The organism is Candidatus Methylacidithermus pantelleriae (assembly GCF_905250085.1).
In the GTDB taxonomy this organism is placed as follows: Bacteria; Verrucomicrobiota; Verrucomicrobiia; order Methylacidiphilales; family Methylacidiphilaceae; genus Methylacidithermus; species Methylacidithermus pantelleriae.
On sequence record NZ_CAJNOB010000018.1, the window covers coordinates 1 to 22,229 of the forward strand.

A 22,229-nucleotide genomic window follows, 5' to 3' on the forward strand; every position below is an offset into this window, starting at 1 on the left:
TGGAAGGGCACAACTTTCCCGATCCTGGTCGGATGGGTATCTGCGTACGATGTCCTAACGGTGCGGGAGCGAGCACACTTTCTTCCGGTGCGGCGGCTAACCTTTTCTCCCCGGGGCCAAACAGGGCTAGTCGTGGGGATAGGGATCCCCGCGGGTGGCACGACAGCCGTCGAAAGGCACTATGGAAGATTGAAGAAAGCTGGGATGATCGCGCTTGAGCCAGTGATGGCGACCGAGCAAAAGAGTTGCCTAACAAGAACCGGTGCCCGAAAACGAAAGCATACGAAAAGCAAGGATGCTCGATGGCAGAAAGAAGCTCCCGTGCCCTCCCCAGCGGCTTGGTACGTTATTCGAGGGAGAGGCCGGAGGGAAACGTCTCGCAAAAGCCTACAAGATGGTACCGTTGGTACCGGTGTGAGAGGAGAGCGGAAAGGCTCACTCATAACCAGCGCGGAAAAGTTGATCGTCTTTAGCCACCCCAGAAAGGGCCTGCGCCAGGTTTGCAGGTGATGACCAGAAGACCATTCTCACCGGCGGTTTACTCCTGCGCGGATCCGTTCTGCCAGAAGATGGAAGAGAGGTCGTGTCGGCGTACCTGCCCATCCCCAGAGTGCTCACGCAGGCTAGGAGAAGCGAGCTTCCGGCAACTCGAATCCGCCGAACATCCGCCCGGCATGTAGGCGGTAAGCCGCGATCAAATGGGAACTGGATCCACCTCAGAAAACGTTGCACGATGGGCACGCACAGAGTTTGTCATGGAAACTCTATCACCTTTGAGTAAACGCATTTTTTTCATCGCAACAAAGAAATGACATTCTTCCTCTCCCCGATACTCTCCCTTTTTTTGGTTATGCCAAAGTTTTCTCACATGGCTTTTTGGGAGGCTTCTCACGGTCCCTACTACCACACTCCAGACACTATCGAGATGGCGGCCCAAGCTTGGGCCATGGCTGGCTCGCCTCTTACAAGTGCACAAGCCCCTCGACTTCAAGAGTCCTCGTCTGGGCGCGTTACACCAAAGCCCATGCACGCGTGGGCGACAGCTCTCTTTCTTTTAGCTGTCGTCCACACATTTCTCACTCCAGCCGTGCACCGGCTCTCTCGCTGGATCGACGAACGACATCAAGCACGCCTCGGCTCAAAGCTCCGAAAAGATCCAGTTGCTTGGCCCAATCCAGAGTCAATAACGGCGCGCCTCCTAGAATTCGCCGCGGAGGTGGAGGCCGTTTTTGGCATCTGGGCAATCCCACTTTTCTGGGTCATGGTCTATTGGGAGGGATGGGAAGCTACTAAGCGATACTGGACGTACGAAGTTAACTACACCGAACCACTCTTCGTGGTTGTGATTATGACGATAGCTTCCTCTCGTCCGCTTCTCCGTCTTGCCGAAAAGTCTTTGGAGCTCATAGCACGATTCGCTAACGATAGCGTTTGGGGTTGGTGGTTTTTGATCCTAACTTTTGGGCCCATTCTAGGATCTTTCTTAACGGAGCCAGCCGCAATGACGATTTCCTCGTTGCTTTTGGCCCACAAGGTTTATGAACTACAGCCGAAGCCAGCGCTTGCCTACGCGACCTTAGGCCTTCTTTTTGTGAATGTGTCGATTGGAGGAATGTTGACACCCTTTGCGGCCCCTCCTGTACTTATGGTTGCTCACCGATGGAACTTAACCCTGACAGATATGATGGGAAAGTTCGGATATAAAGCGCTGCTTGCCATCGTTGTATCCAATTTTTGTTACGCTCTGATTTTTGCCAGAGAGTTTGCTCGACTTGAGTGCTTACGGAAAGAACGTGTTCTTTCGGCTCAACACACCCATCCCAAACCTGTCCATCCGGTGCCTTCCTGGGTCACCCTGGTTCACCTCTGCCTCTTGGGTTGGACGATCGTTACGTCTCACGAGGCACCCCTTTTCTGTGGAGCCTTTCTTTTGTTCCTTGCCTTTACCGAGGCGACCCGACACTATCAGGCCCCGCTCTCGCTGCGCCGTCCCCTTATGGTCGGCTTTTTCCTTGCAGGACTTGCGCTTCACGGCAGCCTTCAGGGATGGTGGATCCGGCCACTTTTGGAAGGTCTTGACCGGTGGACCGCCATGCTGACGGCAACATTTCTTACCAGTTTTAATGATAACGCCCTGGTGACCTTCCTGGCAGCCCAAGTTCCGAATCTCCCGGAAGACTTGAAGCAGGCAGTTCTTGCAGGGGCGGTTACGGGAGGGGGTTTGACGGTGATCGCTAACGCTCCGAATCCCATTGGTCTAGCCTTGCTGCGGAGGTTTTTTCCGGACGGAGTTTCTCCCCTCGGGCTACTAGGAGCAGCCGCTTTTCCTACCGTAGTGGCAGGAGCCTGCTTCATGCTCTTGTGACGAAACAAGGTTAGCTACAAGCATCTGTCGGTATGACAACCCCCCGGCCAAGGCAGCCCGGAGGGCTAAAAGGCGACCTGATGGCAAAGAGGTGGCCAGCGACGTCTTGCCGGATGGGAAGAGACTCCTCAGATGGTAGCTTCGGAAGGTTGCTCGGTGTGACCGAAAGGAAAGAGCGATCACGGAAGCTTCCCCTTGCAGCCCAGTGGTGCCTGACTAGCAGTGGCTCAGTATCTCTGGCGATCGTCGCTTTTGACCCCTGCTCGACCAATCGGACTGATCCATTTTTTGCCGTCAGCCTCTCGACAACGTTTCGCCCAAAAAGGGGTTCCTCCCATACGTTGGCTTTATCTGGAGCTTCCAAACACGCAAGGACGGTCCTTGACGCCATCGCGCATCTCCCTCCTTTTCTGCCTTTCCTGGGCAATTCTCGCTCTCTTGCCTCCTCCCACCTTTTTTCGATCCCTTTTTATGGACCTATCCCGCTACCTCCCGCTCCGCTCCGACCTGTTTTGAGGGCAGCAGTTGGCTTCGTTTGTTGGGGCTAATCGAAACTCCCAGCCAGACGGGCTTCTCGCGTTCCGACATCTTCCAAGGCGCGCCTGCCTCGGCCAATATGCCGGTCGTTCCTCGCTGCGCGTACGGCTCTCCTTCCGCGGGAGACATCGGTCTATCCTCCTTCGTTGGCACAAGCCAGATGGCTCGCATTACCCCTTTTTTGGACTCCCGCCGCTACCTCCAACGCTCGCTCTGAGTGTTTCCGGCTGAAGGCATACATTCCGCCTGAGGATAACTTCCTCCCCACGGCACCGGACGATGCACACTTTTTCAGGACCACGCGCAAGCCCGGGGTGACAAACCGCAGACGGAACGGAACTCAAGGCTATTGCCCGCCGTCTCTACGTTGTACCGATAACGCTCGAACTCTTGGACCTAGCTGCCCCTTGGCTAGGGTCAGCCAGGGGAATGGTTCGGTAGCTCAAAAGGGTCCCTTTCCCCAAGGAGGGACTTGGGCAGCAGAGCATGGCACGATTCGTGCTTTTCGCGGTAGGAGAGGGTCTTGGGGCAACACAGAAGGTTAGCCTTTTTGTCGTGCGCCCAGCCCTCCTTTGGGAATGAAAAGAACACGAGGAGGTAATACGGTATGCGAAAACGAACGTTTTCCGATCTCTTTCGGTGGTGGAGCTTGCTTTTGGCTATAACGTTGGTTGTAGCCGGTTTCTCTGCAGTAGCCCGTGCACAGCAGGGGCAAACCACGCCGCAACCTGACTCCGTAGGCTATCCCCCTGGGCTAAACGCAGGGAGCTCAATTGATCTTACTTGGCCGATCCCAGCTGATCCCAAAAAACCCACCTTTGAAGAATTGGTCGCGAACGTTGCCCATAACAAAATCTCGGTCAACACGAACTGGACGCTCATTACAGGCTATCTGGTCATGTTCATGCAGGCGGGATTTGCCCTCGTAGAGGTGGGGTTCACGCGAGCCAAGAATGCTGCCCATACCATGAGCATGAATTTTCTCGTCTACTCGCTGGGTATGTTGGGCTTCTGGATTTTGGGTTTTGGCCTTATGTTCGGAGGCTACTGGAACGGGCCGGTACCCATCGGCTGGCAGCCCACCCTAGGACAGGGGCTTTCTCTGTTGAATGGTGAGTTTACCGTCAACCTCTTCGGCAAGCCATTTGGGCTTTTTGGTACCAAAGGGTTCTTTCTCAATCCTTCCGTCTTCGACACCGCCGTTTTCGCCCTGTTCCTTTTCCAAATGGTCTTCATGGACACCGCCGCAACGATACCCACGGGGGCCATGGCCGAACGATGGAACTTTAAGAACTTTTTCATCTACGGCTTTTGGGTGGGAATGATTCCCTACGCCCTCTTTGGCAACTGGGTTTGGGGAGGTGGTTGGCTAAGCCAGCTCGGCATGAACTTTGGTCTTGGGCACGGGCATGTGGACTTTGCGGGGTCCTCTGTGGTCCACGAATGCGGAGGAGTGATCGCTCTAGTGGGAGCTTGGCTACTCGGACCGAGATTGGGAAAATTTGGATCCGACGGCAAACCTCGTCCCATTCCTGGACACAATATTCCTTTTGCCATGCTCGGGACCTTCATCCTGGCCTTTGGGTGGTTCGGATTTAATCCAGGATCTACCTTGGCAGGAACCGATCTGCGCGTGGCAGTTATTGCTACCAACACCATGCTTGCATCCGCCGCCGGCGCCGTCGCCGCTGCTCTCGTCATGTGGATTTGGTTTGGAAAGCCCGACCCATCCATGATGTGTAACGGGATGCTTGCGGGTCTTGTTGCTATCACTGCCCCTTGCGCATTCGTTAACGCCCAGGGCGCTGTTCTCCTTGGGGCCATAGCCGGGGTTTTGGTCGTTGCTAGCGTGTTTTTCGTGGAACGGGTACTGAAGGTCGATGACCCTGTCGGGGCTGTCTCGGTTCATGGTACCTGCGGTGCCTGGGGAGTGCTGAGTCTCGGATTATTCGCCAACGGTAGCTATGGAGCCGGCTGGGCAGGAGTACACAAGCTTTTCAAAAATGGAGCCCTGCAAGTCATCATTAATGATGGGTCGGCAGAAACGGTCAAAAAATACAATGAGCTAGTGGCTCAGGGATGGACCGACCAAGGTGTCACAGGCCTTCTGGGACCCTTGTTTGGCGCTTCCTATGCGGATGCTGGGCAGTTTTTTGCTGAATGCATTGGTGCGTTAACTTGTTTTGTCGCAGTGGGGGCCCTCTCCTTCGTGTGGTTCAAGCTTTCCGATCGGATCATACCAATGCGATCGAAGCCAGAGGCCGAGGTCTCCGGACTCGACGTGCCCGAGATGGGTGCCGAAGCCTATCCGGATTACCAGGTGATCGACAGAAGTTCTCCAAAGGTAGAACCATCCGCAATCCCCTCTGCTGTCCCCTAAGAGCATAGTGTTACCCATCCTCCGGCAGTGGCGCACGAACGGCCCGGTCAGCAAAAAAGCTGACCGGGCCTTTTCGCTGAGTAGCTTTCGATGCGCGATGCATCGATACAGGAACTCCCTTTCGTAGGGAAAGTCCTTTTGAGCTTTTTGAGCTACTACTTTGCGTCCCACCCACCCAGGAGCTTCTCGTCCTTTGCCTAAGCCAAGGCGATTCTAGTGGGCAAATCGGCCTTTTGTGACGCCGACCCTGAAGTGCCGGAAATGGATCGCGTACCCAATTGCGGAAATGGGCCCGTGCAACCCCAACGATCGCCACGCCATCCGTCCCCAACTAGGACGCGGCCTAGGCTCTGCCCCTTTTTCTTATCTGGAAGGAAACGGGGCGAAGCATGTAGGGTCGTTGTGGTCAAAAGGTAACATCCGATCCAAGGTGCCGTTTTCGGCGCATGCGCGATGAGCGGCAACCGTTTGTTACGTACGTGCGGCTCTGCCCCCGGAAACACGAGGATGGGGCGCGCTACCTGGGCTTTCCCCGGCGAAACTCCGGCATCCGAACCGTCCCCCACTGGTTGGTCGCCGTGATGGTCTATCCCTCCCGGGAGTAAAAAAGTTATCTACCGTATTTGGGAAACGGTTGCGACTGTCGATGCTCACCCCCTGACCAGAGCCTCTTAACGGAAGGACCAAAGAAAGTGGGCAACCTCTTCTAAAGCTCGGGATAGGCGGAGAGCCAATGGATTCACAAACCCCGGCTAGCCAAAAACGGCTGTCACCAAAAAAGACCCTAGCCTGGTTCCCCTGGTTCTTGCTTACGCGACGCACCTGGCGTTTTGTTCTTTCCCCAATCTTCTTTGCCTGTTGACCATTCAAAAATGTGACCGCACCCTCGTGCCAATCGTCTTACTCCTCCCACAACTTCCTGAGCTCCCTTACCCCTTGCTTGCCTCCCCTGTTGACCATAACGTTCGGACACTTCCCCAAGCACCTCCTTCCGAAGCCTGGGCACCCATCGCCATGACCTAGGGGTACTCTGGTTTCATTTTTCTTGAGTCAATAGAAATGCAACTTTGGGTTGCTTTTTATCTGGCAAGACACACCATTTCTTACTGAAGATGCGCGCGTGCCCCTTCTCTTGGTGTGTTCTTTTTGCAATCTTAGCACTCGGCTTCGTCCAGCCTAACAATGGCTATAGCCAGGACCAGGATGCATTGCGTCCGCTGCAAGAATGGTCCGAGGCGTGGGCAAGATCCTTGGCTCGGCAATGGGCCGCCGTCCTGCGGAAAGCCTGCCCACAAGGCAAGGAATTACCATCTCAGGACCGGTCTCTTGGTCCTTCCCTTCCTCAAGAACTCTCGCAGCATCTCCGGGATTTTCAAAAAGAATGGGAACACGCACTTCGAGACACCGAAGAAATATGGCAGGAGCATGCTCGCCAGATGGGACAACAGTTGCGGGGTCTAGAACAATCCCTCCGGAGATACTGGGAAAACATTTGGAATTCCCTCGCCCCCTCTTACCGGGAAACGATCTAGTGGAGCGAGGCCACGAAACGGGCCACTCGTTCCATTCCTCGATCGATCTCCTCCAAAGTGGTAGCGTAGGAGAGGCGAACGCTAGAATCTTCTCCAAACACAATCCCCGGCACAGCTACAACGTGTTCCCTCTCTAAGAGTTGCTCACAAAAGCTTCGCGAATCCAACCCAAGAGCGGTGATGTCGGCAAAAATGTAAAAAGCACCATGGGGAGGTACGTAGGTAAGTCCGTCCATTTTATTGAGCCACTGCATCATCCTCTGACGCCGCCGATCCAACTCTGCCACCATTTCGGCGACACAATCCTGGGGTCCTTTATAGGCAGCCAAAGCCCCCCTCTGCGCAAAGGACGTCGCGTGGGAGCTGGTATGACTCTGGATGGATTCGATCGCTTCCGCAGCCCACCGGGGCGCAGCCACGTACCCCAACCTCCACCCGGTCATGGCGTAAGCCTTACTGAAACCATTGACCGTAAAGCAAAGTTCGTAGAAGAGAGAACCCAAGGCCGCCACGCTGGGAGCTTTTCTTCCGTCATACACGAGCTTTTCATAGATTTCGTCGGAGAGAATCAAGATTTCTTCCTCGGCTGCAAGCTGGGCTAATGCCTGCAACTCCTTCTCCGAGTAAAGGCTTCCCGTAGGATTATGGGGGCTATTCAGGATGATGAGTCTTGTCCGAGGAGTCATATGGTCGGCAAACTCCTCAGGAGTGATTTTATACCCGTTTTCCCGGCGGGTAGGCACAAGCACGGGCTCGCCTCCGGCCAGTTTGACCATCTCAGGATAGCTTACCCAGTACGGCGAGGGAATGATGACCTCGTCCTCGGGCTCAACCACCGCAAGAAGAACATTGAGGCATGCTTGTTTTGCACCAGCCGTTACCACGATTTGCTCGGGTGAATAGTCAAGGCCATTATCGGCTTTAAGCTTTTCGCTGATAGCCCGCCGTAACTCTGGAATTCCCCCAGGTGGTGTATACTTGGTAAAGCCCGCGTCGAGCGCCCCCATGGCGGCAGCCTTAATGTGTTCCGGAGTGTCAAAGTCCGGTTCGCCGGAGGCAAAATTCACTATATCCACGCCCTGGGCCCGCATGGCCTTCGCTTTGCTATCCAAAGCCAGGGTCAGCGACGGCGAAAGATGACGAACACGTCGTGCGAGTTCCATGAAAATTCCCTTCCTTAATTTCTTATGCTTACGTGGGCTGGGCCCGAAGCTTTTCCGGGAAAAAGTCGACCTCCGCCCTATGACCCAGCATAGTATTGAGCGATGAGGTTTTTGAAATCATTTTCCCAAATCCGCACAATCTTTAGCTCCCGCTCGGCGCTCTGAACGGAATCAGACGCATGCGCAGCATTGACCATGATGTTCTGCCCGAATTCCCGGCGGATCGAACCGGGCGGAGCTTTCGCGGGATCGGTTGGACCGAGCACCTCCCGGACTTTCCGAATGGCTTCCAGCCCTTCATACACAAGGACGATGCATTTTTCGGTTCCGGGTCGGGTTCGCTCTGTAGGCGAACAGCTCTTGGGGTCAAGTCCAGTCATAAACCGGACGATCGATTCAAATTGGTTTTCCCCTACCAGCGGACCCAAAAGCCGACCCAATTCCTTTTCGAGCTCAGGGGGAATTTGAATCCCCAAGGCAGATTCGGCCAGTTGCCGAACCTTTTGACCGGTAGGAGCCTGTAGTCTTTCCCGTAACACCTCCCGCACTGGGGCGTAGAATTCTTCTGCCTCCGCTACGCTCATCCGGTGCACTTTGATCCCGGTGATCGCCAAACCGGTGCGTGAAAACATGTCGATCACGTTACCGGGACGAGCACTAGGAAATCGAAAATTATCCGGTTTAATAATGACGACCGTACGTTCATGCCCGGGCTGCCCAAAAGTCGGCACTACCTGGGAAACCATCCCTGCATCTTCGTCGGCATAGCGTGCTAGGATGCGAAGCTGAGCAGCGGCTTCCTCCACCGTGGGGGGAGCCAAAACGGCGGGCTCGAAGTATCGTACCGAACCATCCCGGTTATAAATGAGATCGCCATACGTATCACGGATCGTCTCCCCTCGCAGGCTGTGGCGTTTGATGGGACCGACCGCTTCCCGGGTTCTGCGAACAGCCTCTTCTCCCTCCAAGAGAAGAACCATGCAGCGATTCCGCCTCCCAGTCACCGGGTCTGGAGCATAGTGTTCCCGGACATATTGTCGAATCAGGGCTTGAATCTCCCGGTCTTCCATGTCTCCCCTGCTTCCAATACTCTCAGCATATTCCTCCGCCAGGCTCTGACTGGGGGCAAACATGATCGCACCTACCAGATCCAGAGTTGTCCGGCTAAGAAGCCTCGAAATAATCCCACCGGTACGCGACTTATAAAGGGTATAAGGATTAATAATAACGTAGCTCAGTTCTTTCATTTTGGGCTGACCAAACGATCTTCTTCATTGTTCGACACGGCTAACCCTAAGCTTCCGCCGAAAGAGCGTCAATCGAGAATCACTCTGGAGGAGCGCCCCGCAATCCTACAAAAATTCAGGGACCCTAACCCCAAAGCGACAAAAGAGGCCACCGTTTGAGCTTTCGATAGAAGGATCCCTCAGGGACTTCTTGCGTCTCCTATGCCGCGCGTGCCCCTAGAGCGATTTTCTTGCCTGCTAGGAGCCGGAAAGCAAAAACGCCAGGAGACGCGGGCGATTCCAAGCAAGCTAGACTTCGGCTTGGGTCTCCTATACAAAAGCCGGAAACGTGATTTTTTTCCGACGGCAAGCCTATGGCCAGAACCCCTATCACCGTGGCGTTTGGAGACGGCATCGGTCCGGAAATCATGTCCGCAACCCTGACCATGATTGAGGCAGCCGGTGCCCAACTAGAAATGGAGACGATCGAAATCGGCCAGAAACTCTATGAAGCTGGCTACCCTTCCGGCATCGATGAACGAGCCTGGGAATCTTTGCATCGGACTCGGGTCTTTCTCAAAGCCCCGATTACCACCCCTCAGGGGGGCGGGTATAAAAGCCTCAATGTTACCATCCGCAAGGCCCTGGGGCTCTATGCCAACATCCGCCCAGCCGTTGCCTACCATCCGGTCATTGAAACCCTTCATCCTGGCATGGACATCGTAATCATCCGGGAAAACGAGGAGGATCTCTACGCTGGGATCGAGTATCGCCAAAGCATCGACCAGTACGAGGCGATTAAACTAGCTACGCATCCCGGTTCGGAGCGTATTGTCCGCTTCGCCTTTGAATACGCCCAGGCTTACGGCAGGAAAAAAGTAACCTGTTTTACAAAGGATAATATTCTTAAGATGACGGACGGTCTTTTTCACCGGCTCTTCGAGGAGGTAGCTGCCGAGTATCCGGCGATCCAAAAGGAACATTGGATCGTCGACATCGGGTCCGCCAAGCTCGCTTTCCGACCCCAGGAATTTGATGTCGTCGTCATTCCGAATCTTTACGGAGATATTCTTTCCGACATTATGGCCCAGCTGGCCGGGTCGGTCGGACTAGCAGGGTCCGCGAATATTGGGGCCTCTTACGCAATGTTTGAAGCTGTTCACGGTTCTGCCCCCCGACGGGCGGGACAGGATGTTGCCAACCCATCTGGCCTTTTCTTGGCGGCTGTTCAAATGCTGGTTTACCTCGGGCAAACCGAGGCTGCCGAACGGGCTCATAACGCTTGGCTCAGAACACTGGAAGAGGGGATCCATACCCGGGATATCTTCCGGGAAGGTAAAAGTCGAAAACTCGTCGGGACGCAGGAATTTGCCAGGGAAGTGGCCCGACGCATGGGACAAGAACCCCAAAGCTTACTCCGGCCGGTCCGGTACCCGCAAGGGGTCCCTCGACCCAGGGCGGATTTTCCCTACTTGCGAAAGGAACAACCCAAAGAGCTCGTTGGGATCGATCTTTTCCTGGAAAATAGCCCCACGTCTCCTGAAAGCCTAGCCGAGCGATTACAGAGTCTTGCCGGACCGGAGCTTAGTCTTCAATGTGTGGCTAACCGTGGATTGGTCGTTTGGCCTACCCGCCAAACCCAGGCGCTACGTGTCGACAATTATCAAGCGCGCTTTTTGTGGCGAGCATCCTGCGGTACTCCTCCTACCCAGGAAAAAGGACTTGAGCTGGCTCGAAAGTGCATGGAAGCCGGGCTGGGAATTGTACGCGTGCAATGGCTCTACCGCTACGGAAACGAACCCGGATACTCCCAGCTGCAAGGAGAATGAGCCATCCGCGTACATGCCTTGTCTTGGCGTCCGGAAGCGAGGCTTGCCGCCGTTCGGACACCCCCTTGGGTTAACCGGTCCACCTGTATCTTAGGAAACAAGAGGGGCTGTTTTCCTAGGGGAGGAGCCTTTGGCCATTGGCTTGTCCTGCGTTGGCCTATTTGCCCGTCCCCTTTGGCCTCCTTCCCAGCGATTTCCTTAAGGGAGCGGTGAGAGTCCCCTTGGGGTTTTCCCCACAGCCTCCTCGTCCCCAGAATAGTTGATCCCACAACCGACCCGATCGTAGAAGGGCTGGAAGGCTTTCGGGGTCGCGGGACGAAGGAAACGAAAAGCCTGGCTCCCCGTCGGATGTTGCATCCTAGGGAACTTTTTCTCCATCCCAAACCGGGTCAGGAGTCTTTCTTCCGCTTGCATCTCCCTCGAGAAAAAGGATCGATCGGCTAGCTCCCAGCCGTCGCAGCACCCTTGCGAAGGAAAGAGGGAAGGATGGTGCCTTTCTTTTGATATTCACTACGTAGCCACTCTTCAAGAACAGCTTCCTGCCGAAGCTCAAGTACCTGCTTTCGGACCTCTGACTCAAGTTCCTCCCGATGCGCGATTCGCTCAGGATGTCGCTCCCGCACCAGCACAATCACCCCTCCAAGAGAGGTAGCTTCCCACCGACTCACACGACCCACCGGAAGGTGTCGAACGATCGTGGCCAGCGCTGGACCATCAGGTAGGGACGGGTCCGGCTCTGCCGGGGAAAAATCCGTCAGTTCTTGAACCCGGAGCCCTAGCCTTTGAGCAGCTGACGAAAAACTTTCTCCTTGGGAAACGGCTTTCTGCAGCTGGTTGGATAGTCGATCCCCTTCTTCCATGAGAGCTCGAAGCGCCTTGCGACGCCGTGCTTTTTCACGCGCTAACGAAGCCACTTCTTCAAAGGGTTTCCGGCGCGACGGGGTCACCTTAAGCAGGTAGACAAGTGCATAACCGTTACCTTGGATGGCCACAGGATCACTTAGCGGCGATTCGGAAGAAAGTTCGAAAGCCACCCGCTGGACGACTTGGCCTCCAGGAATTTCTTGGGGGTTATCCTGGAGGGAAAATGGACCCACTCGCTGAATCGGGATTCCCTTTCGAGCAGCTTCCTGGAGCACTTCCTTTTCCCTACCAGTAAGTTCACTGGCAAAACGGCTTGCTTCTTCTCCCGCCTTTTGTTCGGTCTCCCCACTGGGCTCTTTTCCCGAAGGCTTAGCCCTAAACCACAAGATTGCCACCTCTCGCCGCTCGGGCTCTTGAAATTCCGGGTCCTCCTGGTGATTGCGATACTCTTCCTCCGCTTCTGCCTGGGTCACTTGCAGCTGAGAGGCACGTTCTTCCAAGGAAAAGCGAACGACTTCGAGGCTCACCGGGGCAAAGAGCATCGCAAGAATTTCTTTCGTTTCCTTGGGGTCCACACTGACAGGGGATAGAATCGCCTCTTGCACGTGACGAATCAAAAGCTCCTCGCGGACGATCTCTTCAAACCTTTCCGCTCGGATGCCCCGAGACGCTAAAAATTGGGAAACAAACTTCTGGTAAAGTTCCGGATCGTAACGGCCTCCGTTTTGGAAGATGGGCAGATGCTGGATAAACTGGACCACCTCTTCATCCGTGACTTTGTCTTTCCACGTTTTGGCTTTTGTTAAAAAAATCAGGCGGTTCCAGGCCATCACACGAACCAGTTCTGTAGGTACGCTTCGTTGGGCCAGATCCGGATTCATGGCCATGGCTAAAGAGACCGCCTGCTCAGAAAGGCGGAATTCTTCAGCGCTTACCGCCCGACCTTCAATCTTTCCCACGGAAGCCTCCCGCAAATGCACCAAGGACGGGAGATTAAAGAAAAAAAGAAAGGAAAGTCCAATGGCGACAAAAACCGCCAGTGAAAGAGAGGGCCGGTTACGAAAAAGTTGGACGAATTCTTTGAGCATCGTTTCGATGGATGGGCAGTCCGGACGCTTGAAACCGGTCGGGTCAACCCAACGCTTCGGTCCCTCCTCCCGGCTTCACACGCACGCCCTAAGGATCACAAGATAGAAACGTCATGCAGGTAACCAAATTTCTTCCAAAGGACCTCTTGGCGAGAATCCAAAACAGGAAAAATCCTGCGCTTGTCATCCTTTGGAGTGCAAGCTTTCTCTCCGGCTTCCTTTTGGTCCTTTCTTTTCCTCCGTTTTCCTTCACCTGGCTCAGCTGGGTTTGTCTCATCCCTTACCTTGTAGCCGTTTCTCTCTTTGCCGGCAAAGCCCGTGCATGTTGGGCTTCGGGATATGGATTAGGCCTGATCTTCTTCGGTGGTACCCTCTGGTGGATTGGACATGTGACCGTAGCCGGGACCTTGGCTCTGGTCCTGTATCTGTCGCTCTATCCAGCTTTTTTTGGATGGGCTGCTGTTCGCTCCTTGGGTCGGTCCTTGCAGGAGCCCGATCTGGGTTCCCTTTGGATGACTGCGGGCGAGCTCGCTAGCCTGTGGGTCGTTTTGGAGTGGATCCGAGGCTGGATGTTGACAGGGTTCCCCTGGAATTGGCTTGGATCGGCTCTCTATCCCTTCCTTCATCTTCGCCAGGGTGCAAGCCTGGGAGGGGTTCTTTTGCTTTCCTGGCTGCTTGTTTTTACCAACGCTCTGGCCGCCGTTGTCTTAAGTTCCCGATGGCGAAAGGGCGTATCTCTCCCCCACTCGATCCTTTGGGTAAAGCTAGGGGGTCTTCTTTGCCTCTGGGGAAGCCTCTGGCTTTATGGGGCTTGGTGGAAAGATGCCTTGCCGAAAGGACCCGAGAAAACGATCACCCTTCTTGCCATCCAACCCAACATTCCACAAGTCGTGGATCGGCCGTTTCCTGAAGACCAAGCATTTGCGAAAATGCTCGCAGTCACACAAAAAGCGCTCTCAGCTCATCCCAAGCCAGATCTTCTTATCTGGCCGGAAACCCCAATTGGAAATCCCCTGGTCCAAGCGAACGGGCTTTGGAGCGGTGTTCAAAGGGTCTGGGAAAGCAACCAAGGTTTCTTTCTCCTGGGATCCGTAGAAGTCGATGGAGGCAAAGTATACAACTCGGCCTTTCTCCTGGCTCCCCCGTCTCAACCAACCTTCTGGCGTTATCGGAAGAATCATCTGGTCATGTTTGGAGAATACATCCCCCTGGGCAATGTTTTTCCGTTTCTTCGTCAACTAGTCCCCTACACGATCGATTTTACGCCCGGACAAACACCCTCCATTTTCCCTCTTTCGCCCTACCAGGTTCGTCTAGCTCCCCTTATCTGTTTCGAAGATACGCTTCCTTCCTATGTTCGATCCGTAGCCCTTCTGGGACCTGACTTTTTTGTGAACCTGACCAACGACGGATGGTTTCACCAGTCACCCGGGGCGTGGCAACACCTGGCTAATGCCATTTTTCGGGCCGTGGAGTGCGATCGAGTCCTCTTCCAGTGTGCCAATACCGGGATTACCGCCTGGGTCAATCAGGATGGAACCATCCGGGAAATGCTCCGTGACTCCCAGGGTAAGTCGCTAGCAATCGAAGGTTTTCTGGCCGCCCGAGTTAGCTGGCATACCCCCAGAAAGACCCTCTATCTACACCTGGGGGACTGGATCGTGGTCCTCTCGGCCGCCTGGATCCTTTCCTCTGCAGGGCTCAGAGCCCACAGGGAAGGAAGCGTTCGATAACGCCCGCAATAGTCCATCCCATACCCCACCACAAACACATCGGGAATCTCAAATCCTATCCATCGAGGCTGGCAAGAAAGGCCAGAAGAAGAAGCTTTGCGAACCAGTACGCACAGTTCCACCTCGGTGGCACCCAGCTCCCAGGCTCTTCGAGAGGCGCTTTCTAACGTCCGGCCTGTGTCCAAAATGTCATCCACCAAAAGCACCCGCTGGCCCCGGAGATCGTCCTGACAAACCTCTAGCCCACAGACTCTCCCCGATGAGGACGTTCCCACGTAGCTTCGCAACCGCCAACAGATCACTCGCACGTCGCTCCCCAACTGCCGGACGAGATCCACAACAAAAAAGAGCCCTCCATCCAATAGACCAATGATCGTAGGAAGCTCCTTTCCGTAATACGCCCCTATCTCCTTGGCGAGCTCCGCAACTCGCCTCTGGATGGTTGAGCTATCCAAAAGAAATTCCCCTAGTTTCATAGAACCTCCCCAAGGAAACCCGCGACCCCAATCGGGAAAGCAACAGCCGTTGGGCGAAGCAAACTCATCGTGTGTATCCTTTGACCCATCGCCAGTATTGTCACAAGCCATAATTGTGTCTTCTCAATCGCCTACCGCCTGATTGAGCGTCCGATCTACCCGCGTAATGTGTTGACGGAAACGAGGCCTCGAAGAAACGGGAACCCCTCTTGGATACGATGAACGCCGAAGAAACTAGCCGATGATCGTCAACGAAATTGACCCCCCTCCCATTGACCGCTCTACTGGTTACCGGTAATGTTCGGGCTATCCCCGTAGCCGAAAGGGGTCAAGAATCGCCTCATGGCGTCATGATGCGCCCTCTCTTTTGACCGTTTCCCCGCGCTCGCAAACAGGTTCTCGAGCGGGCACCTTGGGCCGACGGCGGGCAACGGGAGTGGCAGGACCATTGCCGCTACATTGATTGGGCCCACCACATCAACAAAAGCGAGTGAGCCATGATGCGCACGGCAAGGATCCGGTTGGAGGTCACGACGAAGCAAACCATTTCGCTCCATCTTGAGCCGAGAATCCACGGGGCAGCCAGAGGGCTTGGAAATCCATCTTCACTGTTGGCAAGGGTTACAAAGGCGTAAAAGGCGCTCGGGCGCACAAGCAAAGACCGAACCGGTCCCAGCTAAACTGCTTGGACCATACGAGGGTGCGTCCTAACAAGCGCACTTTGAGCATCCAAGGTCAAGTCGCCTGGCTCCATACGCTTTTGTGGGTGCTCTTCTGCTCGCCATGCGCCAGGGGCGAACACGACCTCGCCCTCCTCCCATTGCGTTTGGTAACGGGCACTCCCACGTCAACCTTGTCGTCGAATGGGGCAAAAAGCGAGTTCCTGGAACCGAGCCCGTGTCGAGTATCGATGCGGGCAAAAAGGCAGCCGCCACCATAGGAACCGGCAAGGTCTTCGGCAGCGAGGAGTATCGGTGCGAGCGCCCGCCCCCTCCCCTTGCCTGACACCAGCATCTCTGGCCCCATAGCAGCCACAATGCCCAATCGAAACTCCGGCAGATCTCTCGCAAAAAAAGTGCGGCGCGTCACGCGCATCCATCACCAAACGAGCAAGGTCATCGTCACCAAGCCTATCCGAATCGCTCCCCACAACCCGTGACGGAGGAATGGACACCCATGCGCCACGGGATCCACGTCAGGAAACGCCTGCACACTAGCCTGCATCGTTGGGTATGCCGAAAGCTTGAGCCTTTTGTCCACTACAAAGCAAAAGGCAGTTCATATCGGCGTGGAGAACGTCAACCCAGGTGACACACGCTACAGGTATTCGGCTTGCGGGCCTGGCCGCCTGAGGGTCCAAGAAACAAATCGTTTGCCGCGCCAAACCGGTGATCTTCAGCCGCGCAACGACGAAAATGCCACGGGAACCGATCCCCGGATTGTTAAGACCGCCGTTAGACCAAGGGGTCTTGTAAACTAGCCTTATGCCGGCACTGGGCACGACCTCCTGCGATCCCGATCACGGGCTCTTTACGGTTCTTTCGGCGAAAATTTCCTTTTTCTTACGGTTCGACCGGGTCTATCGGCATAGGAATGGGGGAAAGCACGCCCGTACAAAAAACGTCCTCACCCAGTTTTAGAAACCGCGCGTCTTTTAGCCAGATCGGATCGCTTTTTACCCCTACGCCGCCCTCCCGCTCCGTCCCAACGACAACAGGGGCCAGAAAAAACGCTACTTCGTCGACCAGTCCTTCCCGAAACGCACTCTGGACAAGAGCTGCACCCCCCTCTACTAAAAGACGAGTTATCCCACGGCTTCCCAATTCCTGGAGCACCTCCCGGAGAGGATATCCCTGAAAGACCATCGTCTTTTCCTTGTACGGGTCTTTGAAGAGCTTGAGTTTCGGCGAAAGCCTGCCGGAGCGGGTTACCACAACTCGCAACGGGCATCGAGCCTTGGCTTCCGGTACCCATCGGACGGTGAGCGAAGGGTTATCCTTCCTCGCGGTTTCAGCACCGATGAGGATGGCATCGCATTCTGCCCGCAGCCGGTGAGCCCATCTCCTTGCCCGAATACCGGTGAGCCACCGGGAATCCCCCGTCCAAGTAGCAATTTTCCCATCCAAGCTGAGCGCCAGTTTTGCAATAACCCACGGTCGCTTTTCCTGAATCCAGCGAAAAAACCCGCGGTTAAGCCATGCGTTTTCTTCGCAAAGCAGCCCGCAATCCACTCGGATTCCTGCCTCACGCAAAATCGCCAATCCCCTTCCCTGGTGTCTCGGGTTGGGATCCTGGCATCCAACCACGACCCGTTCGATCCCAGCTTCCACAATCGCGTCCGTGCAAGGGGGAGTTCTCCCGTAAGTACAACAAGGTTCCAGAGTGACATAAAGGGTGGCTCCCCAAACCTTCTTTCCTTTCCGCTGCGCGTCCCGGAGAGCTTCCACTTCTGCATGAGCCTCCCCCGCCCTGCGGTGAAAACCCTGGCCCAATAGTTCCCCATCTCGAACCAGAACCGCTCCGACACAGGGGTTTGGACTGGCTTGTCCCAATCCACGCCTGGCCAGCGCTAACGCGCGACGCATCCAGCGGTAATCATTCTCCGAAAAATTCTCGCACATACCGTTCGGGATCCCAGGGCTGGAGATCTTGAGGCTTCTCTCCAGTGCCCAAAAAGACCGGCGAGATACCCAACGAGTGGCGGACCGCTGCAATCATCCCTCCTTTTCCCGAAGTATCTAGCTTAGTCATGATAAGTCCCGTAAGCCCCAGAGCCTGGTGGAACTCCTTTGCCTGAAGCAGCACATCGAGGCCCGAAGTAGCATCGCAAACCAGCCAAATCTCGTGGGGCGCTCCAGGAACGGTTTTTCCCAGCACACGCTTGACCTTTGCAAGTTCCTCCATCAAATGCCGCTTCTTTACCAGTCGTCCCGCTGTATCAACAATGGCAAGATCGGCTTGAGCCACCCTCGCCTCTCCCACACCTCGATACGCGACACTGGCCGGATCTGCCCCATAAGTTCCCTCGGTGAGCCCAACCCCTAGCCGCCGGGCCCATTGGGACAACTGTTCTTGAGCACCAGCACGGAACGTATCCGCTGCAATCAGCCAAGGGCGCTGGTTTTCTTGTATCGCCCGAAACGCAAGTTTTGCTGCTGTCGTGGTCTTTCCACTCCCGTTCACTCCCACCAGAAGCACCACTTTGGGCTTGGCCCCCACCCCTTTCTTTACGCTGGAGGGAGGGTCGCAAAGGATCCTTTTTAATTCCGCTTCAATCCAGCGCCGGGCCTCCTCTCTTTTTCGCTGAAGACCCCGGCGCTCCAAACCGCGGCAGAGACTCCTCACAAGATCTTCCCCCAGGTCCGCCTCCCACAGTAACGCTTCCCAATCGATCTCCTCCTGGTCCGACCTAGGAGCAAATTTTTCCCACAGCTGACGCCAAAAACTCATTTTTTCCTACCGAAGGTAAACCATTTTACCACGGTCCCTTCGCTGTCCCAAAGCCACACGCTTTTTCCATAAGCCCCCAATCCTCTCCCATCCGCCGACGATAGTTCTTCCCACCGTCGCCGTAGGCCAGGCCTTTGTTGAGCAAGGAAAGACCGCCTCCTGCCCGCGACTGCTAGCTCAAACGCTCTGTTGGGAATGCCTTCTATCAGTGGGAGAACGAAAGAAAAAAAGCATTCGCGCCAACCCCCCAACGACCGAATGGCGACCGGCCCGAGACCCCCCAACAACCGCCGGAACCAGCAGAGAGGATTGATCAGCCGGCCGTTACTGGAAAAAGAAGGTTTTCTTTTCCTTCGTAGGCCCTGCCTATTGGGAGCACTTGTTTTTGCCACCCCTGTGGCTTGGCCCACCCACCTTGGGGCGCCGGATGCCCCCACGGAGGGGAAAACTTTTTTCCCTTAGGAGGCCCTGCCTTTGCGAACCCAGGCGACTCACTCTATTTCCCCTGGCACAAGATCAAAACCTTTCCGATTCTTACGCCAACCCCCGGGGCGACGGCTCTTTTCCTCAAAATATTTCACCTGGAGTGTCTCTCACCCGAAACGTACAGCCGACCTACAAAGCGGACTTGGACCCTGGCTCATCCCAATGCGCGTCCTTCGACCTCCTCCCTCATCCTTTGTCGAAGCTCAAGCCCTTTCCATCCAAACTGTTTCCTCATGCATTCTATTGAACCATCGCGCTTTCGGTGGGATGATTGGGAAACCGGCCATGCCGCTTGGCAATCGCATCAAGGACACCGTTCACAAACGCACCGGACTGAGCGGTGCTATAGTGCCGAGCGATCCGGACGGCCTCATCCAGCGCGACTTTCGGAGGGATATCTTCACGGAAGAGCAGCTCATACGTTCCCAGCCGGAGGATAGCCCGGTCCACCGCCGCTAAGCGTTCCATTTCCCACTGGGAACAGACCTCCTGGATTGCCTCGTCGATCGTTTTCTGCTGAGAAATGACCCCACGCACACACTCTTCCGCAAAAACCCGGACCTCCTCCGGCGCCGGCTTTATCTTCCAGAACCTTTGGAAAAGAAGATCCACATCCTCACCTTTTTGTACCTCCCACTGGTAGAGAAGCTGGACTGCACATTCGCGAGCTCGATGTCGAAGGGACATACCTTCCCTACGCTACTCCAACGGGAAACGTTGGGGAAGTTCGACTTTCCCGTGAATTTCTTCAAGAGCGGCCAGCTCCAAGGCGGTTCGAGCGGCCTCTAGTCCTCGGTTAAGCTCGCCCATTGTCCGATCGTGTGCCTCTTTCTCGGTACGGACATAGAGAACCTCGTGGACCACCGGAACACCTGTTTCAAGAGCGATCCGCATAAGCGCATCCGTACACGCCCGCAAAATCTCAGCCGCGTGAGGCGTCTCCCCCTGCCAAACAACTCCCAGAGCAATAACCACGTGGAACCGGCCTGTTTTGGCCAATTTTTGCACCTGGAGTGGGATTTCGAAGGCCCCAGGAACTCGAACCACCACGACCCGGTGTCCTTCCAGCCCTTTTTGGGCCGATGTCACCAGGGCATCCGAGTAAGGAAAATTAAAACGGCTCCCTACGATGGCAAAGGAATATGTCTGAGTCGTTCCAGCCAGCACAAGCCCAAAGGGAGGATTTTGGCGGTTGTACTTTGTTTTCTATGCCAACGATTGCTCGGATGGAAATGTCGCTTTATCCTCTATAAAAACACCATAACGACGAAAACGTTCGTAACGTTCCTGCAAAAGCTGGTCCACGGGTTTTTCTTCCAAAGAAGAAAGCTCCTGTCCCAGTGCTTCTTCCAGAAGTCGAGCAGCACCCTCCCAATCCCGATGAGCACCCCCTAAAGGCTCGGGAACGATCCGGTCCACAACCCCCATCTCTTTCAGATCCCTTGCTGTCAATTTGAGTGCCTCTGCAGCCTGAGAAGCATAGCCCCGGTCTCTCCAGAGGATCGCCGCACATCCCTCCGGAGAGATGACGGAATAGTAGGCATTTTCGAGCATAAGGACCCGATCGGCTACCGCGATGCCTAAGGCTCCTCCACTTCCCCCTTCCGAAAGGATAGTAGCCACAATCGGTACCTCCAAAAGAAACATCTCCCGAAGATTGACCGCGATGGCCTGGGCAATATGGCGTTCCTCGGCCCCAATTCCTGGGTAAGCACCAGGAGTGTCCACGAAGGAGAGGATCGGCAGGCGAAAACGTTCCGCTAACTTCATCATGCGCAGCGCCTTGCGATATCCCTCCGGGTGAGCGCTCCCAAAGTTTCGTAAAAGGTTTTCCTTAAGGTCCCGTCCCTTCTGTTGACCGATCACAACCACCCCTCGGCCGAGGAGCTTGGCAAGGCCGGTAACGATTGCTCGATCCTCCCCGTAGAGACGATCCCCATGAAGCTCCAGGAAATCCTCTGCAATAAGGCTAAGAAAATCCAAAAAATAAGGACGCTGAGGATGCCGCGCAAGAAGAACTCGTTGCCACGGGGTCAGACCGGAAGCGATTTCTCGCTGCGTTTGCTCGATTTTTGCCTGGAGTTGAGCGATTTCCTGGGTCAAATCCGCCCCGGTGGCACGACACCGTTCCTTAAGCTCCCGGAGCTTTGCTTCTAGTTCTGCAATCGGCTTCTCAAACTCCAGAAGCGTGAGTTCCGATGGAATCCTTACCGGTGTTCGATTCCATCCTGTGACTGCCATACCCAAAAAAGAAAATCATACGTTGCCCTCCCAGGCAATTGTAAACCCCCCATCACCGGGTCCTCGCCTCGACTTGTCCCTGACCAAGCACGTTCCGCCAACCTAGGTCCCCGCGTTACAACCCCCCCCATGGCAATGGCCGTAGCGACCAAAAGAAATCCCACTCTTCCCGTAAGCCAGAAAGCTTTGGCGGTTCCCACAACCAAGACAACCATTCCCCTCCCATGGAGGAGCGTCCCGGACGCCGGCCGAACAGGGCTCTCGACCATTCGCGTGCTTGGGTTTTACCAGTAAAACTGAGGTAGCGCTCAGGCCTGCCTTTTCGGGGACAGAGGCGGGCAATCGATTTCCTCCCGACTGGGCACGCGCTCCATACGCCACTTTGGGTCTCTTCCAAACCACCGCCCTAGAAACCACCCTCCCTCCTTCGTCCGATTGCTTGCGGGTAGGGCAAAGGTCACATGACCGCCGTTGCAAAGTAGGCACGACTGCCTGTGGCAGAGATGGGCGTTCGGAGAGACTCAATCCTCTCCGGGCGACGACGGCAGGAGGCCGTGCCCGGTAAAAACGCGTGCTATGACGGGCGGTATGGTTGACCGCGCCCGATCCCAGGTGCGCAGGCCGGGTCGACTTCGATCACCTCGACTCCGGCAGCAAAAAAAAGCCGACTTCGAGCAATCGCGATCTTCCTAGCATAGGTGAAGGAAGAAAGCGAGCGAGCCCGAACAGGACCCAGCGACTCGAGCTCGAGCCCTTCTCTTGCGAAGATCCCATCGTTCCATCCCAAGCGCCTTGCCCGATTCGGCGCAAAGCTCGGGCGATCTTTTTGCACGCATCAGCGAAAATCGCTTTGGCCTCT

The 22,229-nt window shown here is 55.3% G+C and carries 22 protein-coding genes; 8 read left to right on the forward strand and 14 right to left on the reverse strand.

The features are described from left to right. Together KK925_RS05660 and KK925_RS05665 are read left to right on the forward strand one after the other, a co-directional pair. Window positions 1-510: hypothetical protein (locus KK925_RS05660; protein ID WP_214096337.1), on the forward strand; the 510-nt coding region annotated here is incomplete at its 5' end. Window positions 511-1,024: 514 nt separating this feature from the next. After that, window positions 1,025-2,365 carry a putative Na+/H+ antiporter gene (locus tag KK925_RS05665; RefSeq protein WP_214096338.1) on the forward strand — a complete coding sequence of 447 codons (1,341 nt, stop codon included), beginning with the start codon at window positions 1,025-1,027 and terminating at the stop codon, window positions 2,363-2,365. Between the two features lie 477 nt (window positions 2,366-2,842). Here KK925_RS05665 and KK925_RS05670 read toward each other — a convergent pair whose 3' ends face one another. Then, window positions 2,843-3,031, reverse strand: a complete 189-nt coding sequence (locus KK925_RS05670; RefSeq protein WP_174583267.1) for a hypothetical protein — start codon at window positions 3,029-3,031, stop codon at window positions 2,843-2,845. A 478-nt stretch (window positions 3,032-3,509) separates the two neighbouring features. Between KK925_RS05670 and KK925_RS05675 the strand changes: the two genes are divergently transcribed. The 3 genes from KK925_RS05675 to KK925_RS05685 all read left to right on the forward strand — a co-directional run bounded on the left by KK925_RS05675 (window position 3,510) and on the right by KK925_RS05685 (window position 6,814). Then, on the forward strand, window positions 3,510-5,282 hold the full coding sequence (locus KK925_RS05675; protein ID WP_174583268.1) for an ammonium transporter: 1,773 nt from the start codon (window positions 3,510-3,512) through the stop codon (window positions 5,280-5,282). Between the two features lie 446 nt (window positions 5,283-5,728). After that, window positions 5,729-5,887: a hypothetical protein gene (locus KK925_RS05680; RefSeq protein ID WP_174583269.1), complete on the forward strand. Its 159-nt coding sequence runs from the start codon at window positions 5,729-5,731 to the stop codon at window positions 5,885-5,887. A gap of 603 nt (window positions 5,888-6,490) precedes the next feature. Further along, a complete protein-coding gene (locus KK925_RS05685) occupies window positions 6,491-6,814 on the forward strand; it encodes a hypothetical protein (protein ID WP_214096339.1) in 324 nt (107 codons plus the stop codon). On the opposite strand, the gene KK925_RS05690 is transcribed toward KK925_RS05685, so the two are convergent. Both KK925_RS05690 and KK925_RS05695 read right to left on the reverse strand, forming a co-directional pair. Continuing rightward, on the reverse strand, window positions 6,811-7,977 hold the full coding sequence (locus tag KK925_RS05690; RefSeq protein ID WP_174583271.1) for a pyridoxal phosphate-dependent aminotransferase: 1,167 nt from the start codon (window positions 7,975-7,977) through the stop codon (window positions 6,811-6,813). The two genes, KK925_RS05685 and KK925_RS05690, sit on opposite strands and share 4 nt — an antisense overlap. 77 nt (window positions 7,978-8,054) lie before the next feature. After that, a complete protein-coding gene (locus KK925_RS05695; RefSeq protein WP_174583272.1) occupies window positions 8,055-9,224 on the reverse strand; it encodes a nucleoside-diphosphate kinase in 1,170 nt (389 codons plus the stop codon). Between the two features lie 353 nt (window positions 9,225-9,577). Here KK925_RS05695 and KK925_RS05700 point away from each other — a divergent pair, with 353 nt between their 5' ends. Next, entirely contained in the window at window positions 9,578-11,032 is a 1,455-nt protein-coding gene (locus KK925_RS05700; protein WP_174583273.1) for an NADP-dependent isocitrate dehydrogenase, read from the forward strand. A gap of 198 nt (window positions 11,033-11,230) precedes the next feature. Here the strand turns inward: KK925_RS05700 and KK925_RS05705 are convergent, their stop codons facing one another. Next, window positions 11,231-11,389 (reverse strand): hypothetical protein, encoded by a 159-nt coding sequence (locus KK925_RS05705; RefSeq protein ID WP_174583274.1) that lies wholly within the window; start codon window positions 11,387-11,389, stop codon window positions 11,231-11,233. Window positions 11,390-11,472: 83 nt separating this feature from the next. Next, on the reverse strand, window positions 11,473-12,984 hold the full coding sequence (locus KK925_RS05710; RefSeq protein WP_174583275.1) for a peptidylprolyl isomerase: 1,512 nt from the start codon (window positions 12,982-12,984) through the stop codon (window positions 11,473-11,475). A 113-nt stretch (window positions 12,985-13,097) separates the two neighbouring features. Here KK925_RS05710 and lnt point away from each other — a divergent pair, with 113 nt between their 5' ends. Next, complete coding sequence (gene lnt / locus KK925_RS05715) at window positions 13,098-14,717, forward strand: apolipoprotein N-acyltransferase (RefSeq protein WP_174583276.1); 1,620 nt, start codon at window positions 13,098-13,100, stop codon at window positions 14,715-14,717. Here the strand turns inward: lnt and KK925_RS05720 are convergent. After that, window positions 14,621-15,193: a phosphoribosyltransferase gene (locus KK925_RS05720; protein ID WP_174583277.1), complete on the reverse strand. Its 573-nt coding sequence runs from the start codon at window positions 15,191-15,193 to the stop codon at window positions 14,621-14,623. The genes lnt and KK925_RS05720 overlap by 97 nt on opposite strands. A gap of 762 nt (window positions 15,194-15,955) precedes the next feature. Here KK925_RS05720 and KK925_RS05725 point away from each other — a divergent pair. Continuing rightward, entirely contained in the window at window positions 15,956-16,198 is a 243-nt protein-coding gene (locus tag KK925_RS05725) for a hypothetical protein (protein ID WP_174583278.1), read from the forward strand. A 93-nt stretch (window positions 16,199-16,291) separates the two neighbouring features. On the opposite strand, the gene KK925_RS11265 is transcribed toward KK925_RS05725, so the two are convergent. The 8 genes from KK925_RS11265 to KK925_RS05760 form a co-directional block, all read right to left on the reverse strand. Beyond that, window positions 16,292-16,417, reverse strand: a complete 126-nt coding sequence (locus KK925_RS11265) for a hypothetical protein (RefSeq protein ID WP_268905632.1) — start codon at window positions 16,415-16,417, stop codon at window positions 16,292-16,294. Window positions 16,418-16,755: 338 nt separating this feature from the next. Continuing rightward, the gene (gene ribD / locus KK925_RS05730; protein WP_214096340.1) at window positions 16,756-17,778 is read right to left on the reverse strand and encodes a bifunctional diaminohydroxyphosphoribosylaminopyrimidine deaminase/5-amino-6-(5-phosphoribosylamino)uracil reductase RibD; all 1,023 of its coding nucleotides are present in this window, start codon (window positions 17,776-17,778) and stop codon (window positions 16,756-16,758) included. 10 nt (window positions 17,779-17,788) lie between these two features. Beyond that, window positions 17,789-18,643 carry a signal recognition particle-docking protein FtsY gene (locus KK925_RS05735; RefSeq protein ID WP_174583280.1) on the reverse strand — a complete coding sequence of 285 codons (855 nt, stop codon included), beginning with the start codon at window positions 18,641-18,643 and terminating at the stop codon, window positions 17,789-17,791. Between the two features lie 726 nt (window positions 18,644-19,369). After that, window positions 19,370-19,816 carry a transcription antitermination factor NusB gene (nusB, locus tag KK925_RS05740; protein WP_174583281.1) on the reverse strand — a complete coding sequence of 149 codons (447 nt, stop codon included), beginning with the start codon at window positions 19,814-19,816 and terminating at the stop codon, window positions 19,370-19,372. Between the two features lie 12 nt (window positions 19,817-19,828). Then, window positions 19,829-20,296 (reverse strand): 6,7-dimethyl-8-ribityllumazine synthase, encoded by a 468-nt coding sequence (ribH, locus tag KK925_RS05745; RefSeq protein ID WP_236027867.1) that lies wholly within the window; start codon window positions 20,294-20,296, stop codon window positions 19,829-19,831. A 39-nt stretch (window positions 20,297-20,335) separates the two neighbouring features. After that, a complete protein-coding gene (locus KK925_RS05750; RefSeq protein ID WP_174583282.1) occupies window positions 20,336-21,370 on the reverse strand; it encodes an acetyl-CoA carboxylase carboxyltransferase subunit alpha in 1,035 nt (344 codons plus the stop codon). Beyond that, window positions 21,337-21,585 (reverse strand): hypothetical protein, encoded by a 249-nt coding sequence (locus KK925_RS05755; RefSeq protein ID WP_174583283.1) that lies wholly within the window; start codon window positions 21,583-21,585, stop codon window positions 21,337-21,339. Before KK925_RS05755 ends, KK925_RS05750 begins: the two co-directional genes overlap by 34 nt. Before the next feature lie 359 nt (window positions 21,586-21,944). Next, window positions 21,945-22,157, reverse strand: a complete 213-nt coding sequence (locus tag KK925_RS05760) for a hypothetical protein (protein WP_214096341.1) — start codon at window positions 22,155-22,157, stop codon at window positions 21,945-21,947. Window positions 22,158-22,229 lie beyond the last annotated feature (72 nt).